Below are 12,237 nucleotides of genomic sequence, written 5' to 3' on the forward strand. Positions count from 1 at the left end.
CGCCGCGCGTGGAGACCATCATCTTCGGCCCGGCCGACTTCATGGCGTCGATCAACATGAAGTCGATGGTGGTCGGCGGCCCATCGCGGCCGCGTCTGAGGAGCTCCAGCGGGCTCAGTCCGTCGAGGGCCAGCAGGCCGTGCACGGCCTGCGCCGGCGCGTTGCGCGGTGCGCCGGCGTCCAGGACCGTCACTCGCCGCCGCGAACGCGCCAGGATCAGCGCCGCGCTCAACCCGGCCGCGCCGCCACCGACCACGACCACGTCCCTCACGATCTCTGCCTGCTCCACCATCTGCCCTGCTCCCTTCACTACCTTCGCCGGTGACTTGATCCTGAGCCTCCCGGCGAATATGTGCAAAGATCTTTGCCGAATGGCAAAATGGGGTTGTGGACGACAATCTGGACCGCACCCTCGACGCGGTCGGCCCGCGGCTGAGGCAGCTGCGGCAGCGCCGCAACATCACCCTCACCGACCTGGCCGAGGAGACCGGCATCTCCGTCAGCACGCTGTCGCGGCTCGAAGCGGGCCTGCGGCGCCCGACGCTCGAACAGCTGCTCCCGCTCGCCCGCGCCCACAGCGTCACCATCGACGAACTCGTCGACGCGCCGCTGACCGGTGATCCCCGGATCAACTTGCGCCCCATCGCCGCCGGCGACGGATCCACCATCCTGCCCCTGACCCGCAGGCCGGGAGGCATCCAGGCATACAAGTTCGTCCTGCCCGCCGGCGACGACAACCGCGTACCCGACCTGCGCACCCATGAGGGCTACGACTGGGTCTACGTCCTCAACGGCACCCTGCGCCTGGTCCTCGGCGACGACAACCTCACCCTGCAACCCGGAGAAGCCGCCGAGTTCGACACCCGCACCCCCCACTGGTTCGGCGCCACCAGCACCGGGCCTGTCGAGTTCCTCAGCCTCATCGGCAGACAAGGCGAACGCGCACACGTACGCGCCACACCAAAATCAGGCACGTCCCAATGAGCAGCAGAACTGCCTCCCCCACTCACGCCAGGCTCCGGCAGGCGGCACGCCCTGCTCTCACGTAAACCCCCTGCCGACCTCGTCGATTCGCCTTACCGCAGAACCGCGATGCTGGAGACCGATCAGCGCAGCATCCTTCGCAGAACGGTCCATTCTGAGAAGAGATCCGGAAGCTGGTACGTCGCCGCCGATTCGGGCCAGATCCGTTCTCACAACCCGTTCGCACGCAAGAGCGCTGCGGCGTGGTTCTGAGAAATGTTTGTGCGAGCATTCCGGGCCTGGTCGGTGTAGAGGACCGCGATCCCGAGACCCTTGGCGGCCGACGGGTCCGCCCGGCATGGATCGCATGGGCGACACAACAGGAACCTCGCCGGCGAAGCTCGGTACCTTCGCGTGATGCCAGCTCCCAGCCCACGGCGCAGGCGACGCCGAGCCGGATCCACGGCTCAGGCGGGCGGCGACGCGCCCAGGACGGTGCACGTCCACGCCGCCGGTGTGGTGCACGTCGACAGCAGCATCAGCAACAGGAGCAGTGTCAGCAGCAGTACCGTCAGCTACGCCCCGGATCGGGCGAGCGTGGCCGACGACCTGATGCCAGCCGTGCTGACGGCGCTCCCGCTGCTCCTGGTGCTGCTCCTGCTGTCGATGACCGGCCAGCACGTCCTCCTCCGTTCGATCGTGCAGGAGGGAAACCCGCTCGGCCTGACGGCGCTGCTGCTGCCGCTTTTCCTGCCGACCATCGCGGCATCGCTCGTCTACCTCGCCCGGCAACGCGGCTGGCTGGGCTGGACCCTCCGTGCCACCAACTGGGCGGCGGCCGGCCTCGCCACCGGCTTCGCGATCTTCGTTCCGATGAACTACCTGCTGTTACAGCTCATCGTCTTCCTGGTGAGTCTCGGGTGGATCTGGGCCCGGCGCCGGCTGGCGCGGCACCGCCCGGGCATCGCGATTGTCGCGATCATTCTGCTCGCGGCTCTGGTCGTCGAGGAAGGGCTCGCCGCGTCCGGGTGGCCCCGCTACAGCTTGTCCCGGATCGCGGTCGGGCGTGTGGTGGACGGTCTGACGCGGATGAACCTCGATGAACCCAACGCGAAGCCGGAACGCTCCGTGCTCGTGGTGAGCGTCAACGACGGCTACGCGATCGTAGCCTCGGCCGGCTATCCACCCAGGATGGAGAGCATGGCCCCGAGCAAGCTGGCAAGCGGCCGGATCTGCCAGCGCAGGCCCGGAGGGATGCAACTCAGTCCTTTCCAGTGGATCGGCAGGGTGGTCCCGGCGGACCCTGCGGTGCTCTCCGCCGCGGAGTACTGCGTCGACCCCTAGCCATCGGCCTGCTGCAAGCGGCGATGGTGCGGAGGGACTCGCGCGGACGGTGAGGGCTTCGGCGAAGGCGGCGTACCGGTCGTTGCGGAGCAGCCATCCCCGTTGGACTGCGACGCCGCCGACGGGCACGGGCCACGGTGTGATGCGCCCATCGTCATCCCCGGACGGACTCGGGCCACCGCCCATTGGCAGGTTCTCGTTCGCTGAGTCGGTGGTGGCGGACGATGAGGAACGGATGCCCACGGCCAGCCTCGGCACGGTCATCCCACCGGAGTGACGTCAGGCGACCCGATGGCCTGCCGGTGTTCGGCCGGGCTGAGACCGCGTACCCGTTTGAAGGCCGCGCTGAGTGCGAATGAGCTGCCGTAGCCGACCTGGCGGGCCACCGCGCCGACGGTGGCGTCCGGTTCGCGCAGCAGGTCGGCGGCCAGCGCGAGCCGCCAGTTGGTGAGGTACGCCATCGGAGGTTCGCCGACCAGTTCGGTGAACCGGCGGGCCAGCACCGCCCGCGAGATACCGGTGCCGGCCGCGAGGGTGGCCACCGTCCAGGGCTTTGCCGGGTGGTCATGCAGCAGTCGCAACGCCCTGCCGACCACCGGATCGCCGTGCGCTCGGTACCAGGAGGGCGCCGCCGCCTCGGGCCGGGAGAACCAGGCCCGAAGTACGGCGATGAGCAGTAGGTCGAGCAGCCGGTCCAGGACCACATCCTGCCCCGGCTCGTCCTTGGTCATCTCGTCGCCGAGCAAGGGGATGAGGGGGCTGTCCAGTGTTCCGGCCGGCAGCACCAAAAGGTGGGGCAGGACCCTCAGCAGCCGTTGGCTGATTTCGCCCTGCAACTGGTACGTGCCACTGAGCAGCACCGCCATCCCGTCAGCGCGTTCGCCCCAGGTCCGGACACCCAGGTCCATCACTTCGCACAACTCGTCCCCGGTGGGCGTGGTGCTGTGCTCACCGGGATGGATCACTGCCTGCGGCGCCGTGGCCGGGTCGTCGGCGATGGTGTACGGCTCCGGGCCACGGATGATCGCGACATCGCCTGGGCGTAGCGGCACCGGAGCACCCCGATCCGGCACCACCCACGCAGTGCCGCGCAGCATGGTGACCAGGGTGAGGGGCGCACGATCCTGGATCCGTACCGACCAGGGCGGGTCGAACACCGACCGCATCAGGAACGCACCGCGGGCCCTCGGCCCGTCCAGCAGCCCCGCGAGCGCGTCCATGCGCTCAGGTTAGCCCTGTGCGGTGGGCGGTCGAGACGTCGGGACATGCGATCGAGAGTCTCGCCCATTCCCGGTGCGCTCACCCTCGACTTGACTGGTTGCCATGACGAAGACCGTTGATGAGCAGCCAATCCTCGTACTGGGCGGCACCGGCAAGACGGGCCGCCGGGTGGTGGACCGGCTCACCAGACTCGACCGGCCGGTACGGGTCGGCTCCCGCTCCGGCGAGCCGCCGTTCGACTGGACCGACCAGCGCACCTGGGCGCCCGTACTGGACGGGGTTTCGTCGGTCTACCTGGTGTACTACCCGGACCTGGCCGCGTCGGACGCCCTCGCGACGGTCCGTTCGTTCACGGAACAGGCGGTGTCCGGCGGGATCGAACGGTTGGTTCTGCTTTCCGGCCGGGGCGAGGAGGAGGCCACACTCAGCGAGCGGGTGGTCCAGGACTCCGGAGTGGCCTGGACGATCGTGCGGGCGAGCTGGTTCAGCCAGAACTTCAGCGAGGACTTCCTGACCGACTCGATACGCGGCGGCGAGGTCGTCCTCCCGGCCGGGAACGTGCCGGAGCCGTTCGTCGACGCCCTCGACATCGCCGACATCGTGGTCGCTGCGCTGACCGACGACGGGCACGCGGGGCAGCTCTACGAGGTGACCGGGCCGCGACTTCTCACCTTCGCCGAGGCGACCTCGGAGATCGGCAACGCGCTCGGGCGGGAGATCCGCTACCGATCGGTGTCGACCGAGGAGTACGCCGCCGTGATGGCCGGGTACGACGTGCCGGCGGAGCTCACTGCGGTCCTGATCGAGCTGTTCGGCAAGGTGTTGGACGGCCGCAACGCACAGCTCGCTGATGGTGTGCAACGGGCGCTGGGCCGCAGGCCGCGCGACTTCACCGACTATGCCCGGGACGCCGCCGCCGCTGGTGCATGGGACACGTCACCCGGTGGAGACTGGGCATGAACGCCACCCTGGCTGCCTGGTCGGCGGCGGTGACCCTGGTGGTGACGGGTGCGATCACGGGTGTCTACTACGCCTTTTCGGTAGCGGTGATGCCCGGTCTGAACGCCGCCGACGCTGGCACCGCGATCCGGGCCATGACGAGCATCAACCAGAGGATCCAGAATCCGCTGTTCTTCGTCACGTTCTTCGGCCCGCTCGTCGCCGCCACGGTGACCGGTGTGTTCCTGTTGATCCTCGGGAAGCGGTCGGCGGGTGTGCTGTTCCTGGTGGCCGCCGGGGTGTACCTGGTGGGCGCGTTCATCCCGACGGTGGTCGTCAACGTGCCGATGAACGAGACGCTCGACGCCGCAGGCGTGCCAACCGATCTCGCGGAGGCGGTACGCGTGTGGGCCGCCTACTCGTCCGCCTGGACGTGGTGGAACTCCGTACGCGCTGGTGCCAGCCTGATCAGCCTGCTGCTGGCTGGCCTCGGGGTCTACTTCTCGAACACGTCCCGATGACGTCGTCGCCCGGCGCGGGCAGGGGGTGGCCAGTTCCGGGCGGCCGGGGAAACGCGGCGCGTCGCGTGCCCTCCGACCTGCGAATACAGAAAAATCAGCGAAGCCGTGCAGACGGCGGGGGAATGCTTCGGGTTATACCGACTGCAAGGAGCGCACCCGGATGCCCGCCACGCTGAGCACCACTCCCACGGCGTTCGTCACCGATCTGGTGAGTCGCTTCGCTCTGTCCGAGGAAGACTTCGACCGTTCGTACGCCGATCAGGACGCCTACGACGAACTGCTCGAGAACGTCACCCGGCTGGGTACCGCGGCGTCCGCCGGGGACGCCGACGCCCAGTTCGCACAGCAGTACCTGCTGGCGAAGATCTACGGCCTGCACACCCAGTTGGGGGCGGAATCGACAGCCGAGGCGTCCACCGTCCTGCACGCGGTGACGCGGCAACTGGAGCGGGACACCGCGCGGGACGAGGACAGCTGGATCGACGAGAGCATCTACGCCTCGATCCCGGACGACCCGGAGCGGTTCGTGCCATGGCTCAAGAACATGACGCGGGAGCACCGGGTGTTCAAGCACCCCTATTACCACTCCTTTCTGCGCGAGCGGGCCACCCCGGAGGACTTCCGCAGTTTCGTGTTGCAGGAGTCGTCGGTGGACGCCCGGTTCGACGACCTGCTGGCCATGATGCAGGTCGGCTCGGACGGTGAGACCAAGATGGAGATCGCCAAGAACTTCTGGGACGAGATGGGCAACGGCGACCCCGCGATGGTCCACACCACGCTGTTCGGCCGGATCATCGCCCACTTCGGCATCACCGACGACGAGCTGAAGGAGAGCCTGTCGACGGAGGCGCTGCTCGGCGGGAACCTACCGGTGCTGATCTGCCGGTACCGGAACCTGTTCGGCGAGGCCGTCGGCCACCTCGCCGTTGCGGAGTGGCTGGCGCCGGATCGGTTCTCCCAGGTGCTGCACGGCTGGGAGCGCCTCGGGCTCCCCGCCGACGGCATCACGTACCACCGGCTGCACATCGGCATCGACGCCCACCACGCGAGCGCGTGGTTCGCCCACGTCGTCAAGCCGATGGCGGCCGAGCCGCAGACCCGCCGGGCCATGGCACGCGGTGCCCTGTGGAGGCTGAACTCCTCCTGCCGGTACCTCGACCGCATCCTCGCCCAGAACCCGGCCTAGCGCGTGCGTCGACGCCCCTGGCCGGACCGCCGCCTGGACTCCGCCTCGGCGCGACCGAGGACGTCGACACCCGCCCTGACGATGGACCGGCCGACTGCCGACCGGTGGCGCATCGCCGCGGCGCTGCTCGCGGTGTGGCTGCTCTGGGGTTCGACCTTCCTCGGTATCCGAGTGGTCGTCCAGGAGGTGCCGCCCCTGTTCGCTGCCGGGGTCCGCTTCTCCGTGGCGGGGGCGCTGCTGCTCGGCGGGCTGTGCTGGCACTGGCGCCGGCGCGGCCAGCCGGGACTGGCGGTGCGGTTGCGCGGGCACACCGGGCGGCTGACCCTGCTCGGGCTCATGCACTTCCTCGGCGCGAACGGGCTGGTCAGTGTCGCCTCCGAGGATCTGCCGTCGGCGGCGGCCGGCACCTACTTCGCCACCGTCCCCATCTGGGTGCTGGTGATGGGGGGCCGGCCGAGAGGGCGGGACCTGGGCGCGGCCACGGTCGGACTGGCCGGCGTGGCGATCCTTCTCGGTTTCCAGCCGGGCCCGCTGCTGCCCTCACTGCTCGTGCTGGCCGCGGCGCTGACGTGGGCCGTGGCGGGGCGGATCGCCGCCACCTCGGCGGGGCGCGGCACCCCCGGCGACACCGTGCCGGGCGCCGCCCTGTCCAGCGCGGTGCAGATGCTCGGCGGCGGCCTGGCACTGCTGGTCGTCTCCGGGTTCGCCGGAGAGTGGGGCCGGCTGGACGTCGGCCACCTGCACCCCACGGTGTGGTTGGCGCAGCTGCACCTCGTGCTGCTCGGGTCGCTGGTGGGTTTCCTCGCGTACACGTGGCTCGTCACCCGGGTGGACCAGCGGCTGGCCAGCACCTACTCGTACGTCAACCCGCTCGTGGCGGTGGCCCTGGGAGCGCTGGTCCTCGGTGAGGACCTGACCTCGGCCACCGTGGTGGGCACCGCCTGCCTGGTGGCGGCGGTGGCCTGGACGGTGCGGTCCGCCGCCCGGCCGGCCGCCCCGCGCACCTCCGATGTCCCGACCGCGCCGGCCGTCCCGGCCAGCCGGTAACCGCACCCGCCGCACCGGTACGACCGCGCCCGGTCGTACCCGTGTCACCCGAGACCGTTCAGGAGTCAGCCGATGACCCGTCCCACCGCCGAGAGCGTCCGCGACCGCCTCGCCGACACCCTCGCCACCATCAAGAAGCGCGACGTCTCGGCCGAGCTGGCCGCCGACGACAACTTCATGCGCGCGCTCAACCTGGACTCACTCGACGCTGTGGAGCTCACCGTCCGGCTCGGCAGCGAGTACGGCATCGAGTTCGGGGAGGAGATCGAGGACCTCGACGCGTTGGAGAGCCTGTCGACGTTGGTCGCCCTCGTCGAGCGGCGTGCGACCCGATGACCATGCTCGTCGAGCCCTCGACGCCGCCGGCCGGCGCGCCGACGCCGGTCGGCTGGTCCCTCATGGCGGCGCTCGCCGCGCACGCCGCCACCGGGCCGGACCTGCCCGCGCTCACCGGACCGGACGCGACGCTCACCCGCGCCGAGCTGTGGCAGCGGGTGCTGCGGGTCGCCGCGGGTCTGCGCAGCCGTGGGGTGCGCCGCGGTGACCTGGTCGCCGTCCACGGCGAGAAGACCGCCGCCACGGTGACGGCGCTGCTGGGTGCGGTCGCCGCCGGCGCCGCCTACCTGCCGATCGACCCCTCGGCGCCCGCGGACCGGCGGCGCGCGCTGCTGCTGGACTGCGGCAGCCCACGCCTGCTGGCCCGCCGCGCGGCGGTGGCCCGGCTGGTCGACCAGGGGCTGCCCGTGCCGGTGGTGGCGGTGGAGGAACTCGGCACCGAGGCGGACGCGCACCTCGACGACCTGCCGGTGGCCACCGCGCCGGATGACGGGGTGTATGTGCTGTACACCTCCGGCAGCACCGGACGACCGAAAGGCGTCCGGATCCCGCACAGCGCGCTGGAGGCGTTCTTCGCCGCGGTCGACCCGGTGCTCGGCATCACCGATCGGGCACGCTGCCTGAACACGACAGCCCTGCACTTCGACGGTTCGGTGGCGGACCTGCTGTTGCCGCTGCTCAAGGGGGCGCACGTGCGGCTCGGCCCGGCGTTCGTCGTGCCGGCTCGGGTGCTGGACCTCATCGAACGGGACCGGATCACCCACTTCACCGCGGTGGTCTCCACGTTGACGCTGCTGGCCCGGACGGAGCCCGGGTTGTCGGGGCGGGACCTGGGCGCGCTGCGCCGGATCCTCACCGGCGCGGAGGTGCTGAACCCGGCCACCGTCCAGGACTGGCTGCACGCGGCCCCGAATCTCGTGGTGGTCAACGGCTACGGGCCGACCGAGGCGACGTGCGGGGTGACCTTCCAACCGATCGCCGAGCGGGAACCGGGCCGCACCGAGGCGTACCCCATCGGGCCGCCGCTGCCGGGGGTGACGATCCGGTTCCGGGACGCCGACGGCCGGATCACCACGGACGGCCCGGGTGAGATCGCCATCGCCGGGGCGCAGCTGATGAGCGGGTACCTGGACCGCCCGACGGAGGAGGCGGCGGTCTTCCTCGACCACGAGGGGACGCGCTTCTACCTCACCGGCGACATCGGCGAACGCGGCGCGGACGGGGCGCTGCGCTTCGCGGGCAGGCGCGACGACGAGGTGAAGATCAAGGGCTACCGGATCAACCTCAACGAGGTGCGCCGCACCGTGGAGACGCACCCGGCCGTCGGCAGCGCGTTCGTGGCGGCCGTCCCGGATCCGCGCGACGGGCTCTCGCTGGCCTGCGCCGTGGTGCTGCGCCCCCACGCGACCGTCGACCAGCCGGACCCCGACCCCGCCGTCGCCCTGCTGCCACTGACCGGAGACACGGTGGAGGCCCTGCTCAGGCACGTGGGCAACCTCCTGCCCCGATACATGGTGCCGCGGGAGCTGTACCGGCTACCGTCCGTGCCGGTGCTGTCCACCGGCAAACCGGATCGCGCCCGCATCACCGCGCTGCTGCTCGACGAGGCACCGTGAGAACCGCGGCCCTCACCGTCGCGGCCCGCACCGGCTGGTTCACGCCCGCCGAGGACGAGCTGAGGGCCCGCCTCACCGAGCACCTCGCGGCCACCGTCGTACCCATGGTCGACGCCTGGGAGCGGCACGGCGCGGTCCCCCTGCGCGAGGTCCTGACCGGCTTGGCCGCGCGAGGCTGGCTCGGTATGCGGTTCGCCGTCGACCAGGGCGGCGCCGGCGGCACCGCCTGGGAGCACGTGGTCCTAGCCGAATGCCTCGGCGCGCTGTTGTTCGACAGCGTGGGCATGGGGGTGACGGTCCACAACGACATGGTCGCGCCCATGCTGGCCGAGGCCGGCGGGCCGGAGGCCGTCGAGCGTTTCCTGCGCCCGGCCCTGGCGGGGCGCTGCCTGCTCGGGCACGCGGTCTCCGAGCCGGGCGCTGGCGCCGACGTGGCCGCCGTCGCCACCACGGCCACCCCCGAGCCGGGCGGGTACCGGCTGACCGGCGCCAAGCGGTGGGTCGTGGCGGGGCTCACCGCGGACGCCTTCGCGGTGCTGGCCCGGCTGCCCGAGGCTCGTGGGACCTTCGGTCACGTCCTGCTGATGGTGCCGGCCGACGCCCCGGGCGTGAGCAGGGAACCGGCGGACGCCACGCTCGGGCTGCGGACCGCCGGCGTCGCCGGGCAGCTCCGCTTCGACGGCGTGTTCGTGCCCGACGGGCACCGCCTCGGCGGGCACGGCCTCGGACTGGTCACCCAGCTGCGCCAGTTCGAACCGGAGCGCATCCTGTCCGCCTGCCGCGCGATCGCCATGGCGGACACCCTGCTGCTGCGAACCGCCGAGCGGTTGCGGGAGCGGCGTACCTTCGGCGTGCCGATCGCCGACCGTCAGCAGCCCGCCGCGCAGCTGGCAGGCCTGCGCGCCGAGGTGGAGGCGGTTCGCCAGCTCGCGTACACCGGCATCGACCGGTGGGTGACCGGCGGTGCGGTGAACACCCTGTCCGCAGCGGTCAAGCTGCGCTCCAGCCGTCTCACCCGTGAGGTAGCCCGCACCTGCCTGCACCTGCACGGCGCCGAGGGGCAGCTCAGCACCCACCCGGTCAACCGCGCCTTCCGCGACACCCGGCTGTTGTCCATCTCCACCGGATCGGACGAGATGATGCTCACCGCCCTCGCCCGCCTGCGCGGGTGGCCCCAGTGACCGCCGCGTCGGTGCTCGCCTCGACCGTCGGGTCGCGTTGCCCGCAGGGCGCCGCCGACGTCGAATTCGCGACGCGGCTCGACGCCTTCACCGACCGGCACCGCGACGGTCTGCTCGCTGCGGGCGTCTGGGAGTCGGCCGGCCCGCCCGTACGGGAGTTGCTGCGCGCCGTCGGCGAGGCCGGCCTGCTGCGCGACGCGTGGGCCGAGCGTGGCGGCGACCGCGCCGCAGCCCTGTGGCGCGCCGCCGCGTTGCACCGCGCGTTCGCCCGGGTCGGTAACGGCGCGCCGGGCGCGGCGCTGCTCACCCACCTGGAGGTGGCGACACGCCTGCTCGGCGTCCTGCCGACGACACCGGTGGGGCTGGTGGCGGACGCCCTGGCCGGCTCGGCGACCAGTGCGCTGGCCGCCACCGAACCGGACGGCGGCAGCGATCTGACCGCCCTGAAGACCACTGTGGGCGCCGGGGCGGCCGGTGGGCTGACCGTGACCGGAACGAAGTGGTTCATCAGCAACGCCCCGTACGCCGACCACCTGCTCGTACTGGCCGACGACCGCGACGGGCGCACCGGTCGGCGTGGGCCGGCGCTTCTGCTGGTGTCCGCCGGGCCGCGCGTCGGGGTGACCACCCTGGACGGCCTGGGACACACCGGCCTGACCGGTGCGGTGGTCCTCGACGCGGCCCCGGTCGCCGCCGTGCTCGCCGTCGGCGGGCACGGACTGCTGGTGCTGATGCGCCACTGGATCCACGAACGCGTGATGCTCGCCGTCCGGATGGCCGAACTGGCCGAGTCGGTCCTGGACCACGCGGTCGCCGACGCCGGCCAGCGGATCACCTTCGGGGTTCCGCTGATCACCAACCAGCACGTCCGATTCACGCTCGCCCGGCTCGACGCCGCGATCCAGGAGGTGCAGGCGATGGCCGGGCAGAGCCTTCGGCTGCTCGCCGCGGGCGCCTGCCCCGGCGGCTGGGCGGCCGCCGGCAAACACCGGGCCGCCGCAGTGCTGGCCGAGGTGGCCGACGAGGCGCTGCAACTCTCCGGTGCTGACGGCTACCGGCGCGGCCATCCGGCGGAACGGGCCCTGCGTGACGCGACCGGCCTGGCGCTCGCCGGCGGCACCACCGAACTCATGCTCCAACAGATTGATCGAGGGTGACACGATGACACAGCACTCCGTCCACCAGTCCCGGCCCGACCCCGGGTGGGACGCCGACCGCTACGACCGTCAGTTCGGCTACGTGTCCGCGCTGGCCGGCGGTGTCGTCGAGCTGCTCGCCCCGGTGCCCGGCGAGACAGTCCTCGACCTGGGGTGCGGCACCGGTGAGCTGGCCGCCACGATCGCGGCGCGCGGGGCGCGGGTGATCGCGGTCGACGGCGACCCCGCCATGGTCGCCTCGGCCACCGCCCGCCTGGGATCGGACGTGCTACTCGCGGACGGCCACGACTTCCAGATCGACGAGCAGGTCGACGCGGTGTTCTCCAACGCCGCGCTGCACTGGATGACCCGCCCGGCGGAGGTCGTCGTCGCCGTCCGCCGCGCGCTGCGCCCGGGTGGGCGTTTCGTCGCCGAACTCGGCGGTGCGCACAACGTGGCCGGGATCCTCGCCGCCGTCCGTGCCGCGCTGGCCGAGCAGGGTCTGACCGAGGGCGCGCGGATGCCCTGGTACTTCCCGAGCCCGGGGGAGTACGCCACCCTGCTGGAGGCGCACGGCTTCCAGGTGCTGCGGATGGACTACTTCGCCCGGCCCACCGAGTTGACCGACTGCCCGGGCGGTGTCGCCGACTGGGTCGCCATGTTCGGCGCGGCCCTGATCGGCCATGTGCCGCCGCAGCGGCGCGACGCCGTCCTGGCGCGGATCAACGAGCTGGCCGCGCCGACGTT

General features: G+C 71.7%; 13 protein-coding genes. 11 read left to right on the plus strand and 2 right to left on the minus strand.

Annotated elements, in window-relative coordinates; translation table 11 throughout:
- Positions 1–292: FAD-dependent oxidoreductase (locus ABZ749_RS16940; protein ID WP_357228649.1), on the minus strand; the 292-nt coding region annotated here is incomplete at its 3' end.
- A 95-nt stretch (positions 293–387) separates the two neighbouring features.
- On the opposite strand from ABZ749_RS16940, the gene ABZ749_RS16945 reads away from it, so the two are divergent.
- Together ABZ749_RS16945 and ABZ749_RS16950 are read left to right on the plus strand one after the other, a co-directional pair.
- Positions 388–984, plus strand: a complete 597-nt coding sequence (locus ABZ749_RS16945) for an XRE family transcriptional regulator (RefSeq protein ID WP_357228652.1) — start codon at positions 388–390, stop codon at positions 982–984.
- Between the two features lie 495 nt (positions 985–1,479).
- The gene (locus ABZ749_RS16950; RefSeq protein ID WP_357228655.1) at positions 1,480–2,307 is read left to right on the plus strand and encodes a hypothetical protein; all 828 of its coding nucleotides are present in this window, start codon (positions 1,480–1,482) and stop codon (positions 2,305–2,307) included.
- Between the two features lie 260 nt (positions 2,308–2,567).
- Here the strand turns inward: ABZ749_RS16950 and ABZ749_RS16955 are convergent, their stop codons facing one another.
- Entirely contained in the window at positions 2,568–3,527 is a 960-nt protein-coding gene (locus ABZ749_RS16955) for an AraC family transcriptional regulator (protein ID WP_357228657.1), read from the minus strand.
- Positions 3,528–3,630: 103 nt separating this feature from the next.
- Here ABZ749_RS16955 and ABZ749_RS16960 point away from each other — a divergent pair, with 103 nt between their 5' ends.
- From ABZ749_RS16960 to ABZ749_RS17000, 9 genes are all read left to right on the plus strand, one after another.
- Positions 3,631–4,488, plus strand: a complete 858-nt coding sequence (locus tag ABZ749_RS16960; protein ID WP_357228661.1) for an NmrA family transcriptional regulator — start codon at positions 3,631–3,633, stop codon at positions 4,486–4,488.
- On the plus strand, positions 4,485–4,988 hold the full coding sequence (locus ABZ749_RS16965; protein ID WP_357228664.1) for an anthrone oxygenase family protein: 504 nt from the start codon (positions 4,485–4,487) through the stop codon (positions 4,986–4,988). The genes ABZ749_RS16960 and ABZ749_RS16965 overlap by 4 nt, the downstream gene beginning before the upstream one ends.
- Positions 4,989–5,148: 160 nt before the next feature.
- Positions 5,149–6,174: an iron-containing redox enzyme family protein gene (locus ABZ749_RS16970; RefSeq protein WP_357228667.1), complete on the plus strand. Its 1,026-nt coding sequence runs from the start codon at positions 5,149–5,151 to the stop codon at positions 6,172–6,174.
- 81 nt (positions 6,175–6,255) lie between these two features.
- Positions 6,256–7,221: an EamA family transporter gene (locus tag ABZ749_RS16975; RefSeq protein WP_357228670.1), complete on the plus strand. Its 966-nt coding sequence runs from the start codon at positions 6,256–6,258 to the stop codon at positions 7,219–7,221.
- A gap of 72 nt (positions 7,222–7,293) precedes the next feature.
- Positions 7,294–7,557, plus strand: a complete 264-nt coding sequence (locus tag ABZ749_RS16980; protein WP_355008489.1) for an acyl carrier protein — start codon at positions 7,294–7,296, stop codon at positions 7,555–7,557.
- Positions 7,554–9,173 (plus strand): amino acid adenylation domain-containing protein, encoded by a 1,620-nt coding sequence (locus ABZ749_RS16985; protein WP_357228672.1) that lies wholly within the window; start codon positions 7,554–7,556, stop codon positions 9,171–9,173. Before ABZ749_RS16980 ends, ABZ749_RS16985 begins: the two co-directional genes overlap by 4 nt.
- A complete protein-coding gene (locus tag ABZ749_RS16990; protein ID WP_357228675.1) occupies positions 9,170–10,354 on the plus strand; it encodes an acyl-CoA dehydrogenase family protein in 1,185 nt (394 codons plus the stop codon). Before ABZ749_RS16985 ends, ABZ749_RS16990 begins: the two co-directional genes overlap by 4 nt.
- Entirely contained in the window at positions 10,342–11,511 is a 1,170-nt protein-coding gene (locus tag ABZ749_RS16995; RefSeq protein WP_357228677.1) for an acyl-CoA dehydrogenase family protein, read from the plus strand. The genes ABZ749_RS16990 and ABZ749_RS16995 overlap by 13 nt, the downstream gene beginning before the upstream one ends.
- A 4-nt stretch (positions 11,512–11,515) precedes the next feature.
- Positions 11,516–12,237: methyltransferase domain-containing protein (locus tag ABZ749_RS17000; protein WP_357228679.1), on the plus strand; the 722-nt coding region annotated here is incomplete at its 3' end.

Origin of the sequence: Micromonospora sp. NPDC047753 (genome assembly GCF_040642735.1) — a bacterium.
Classification (GTDB): Bacteria; Actinomycetota; Actinomycetes; order Mycobacteriales; family Micromonosporaceae; genus Micromonospora.

What these genes read in the sequence shown, in the direction of transcription:
- ABZ749_RS16970 (WP_357228667.1), top strand. Translation starts at nt 5,149, where the DNA reads ATGCCCGCCACGCTGAGCACCACTCCCACGGCGTTCGTCACCGATCTG.
- ABZ749_RS16985 (WP_357228672.1), top strand. Translation starts at nt 7,554, where the DNA reads ATGACCATGCTCGTCGAGCCCTCGACGCCGCCGGCCGGCGCGCCGACG.
- ABZ749_RS16980 (WP_355008489.1), top strand. Translation starts at nt 7,294, where the DNA reads ATGACCCGTCCCACCGCCGAGAGCGTCCGCGACCGCCTCGCCGACACC.
- ABZ749_RS16965 (WP_357228664.1), top strand. Translation starts at nt 4,485, where the DNA reads ATGAACGCCACCCTGGCTGCCTGGTCGGCGGCGGTGACCCTGGTGGTG.
- ABZ749_RS16975 (WP_357228670.1), top strand. Translation starts at nt 6,256, where the DNA reads ATGGACCGGCCGACTGCCGACCGGTGGCGCATCGCCGCGGCGCTGCTC.
- ABZ749_RS16960 (WP_357228661.1), top strand. Translation starts at nt 3,631, where the DNA reads ATGACGAAGACCGTTGATGAGCAGCCAATCCTCGTACTGGGCGGCACC.
- ABZ749_RS16955 (WP_357228657.1), bottom strand. Translation starts at nt 3,527, where the DNA reads ATGGACGCGCTCGCGGGGCTGCTGGACGGGCCGAGGGCCCGCGGTGCG.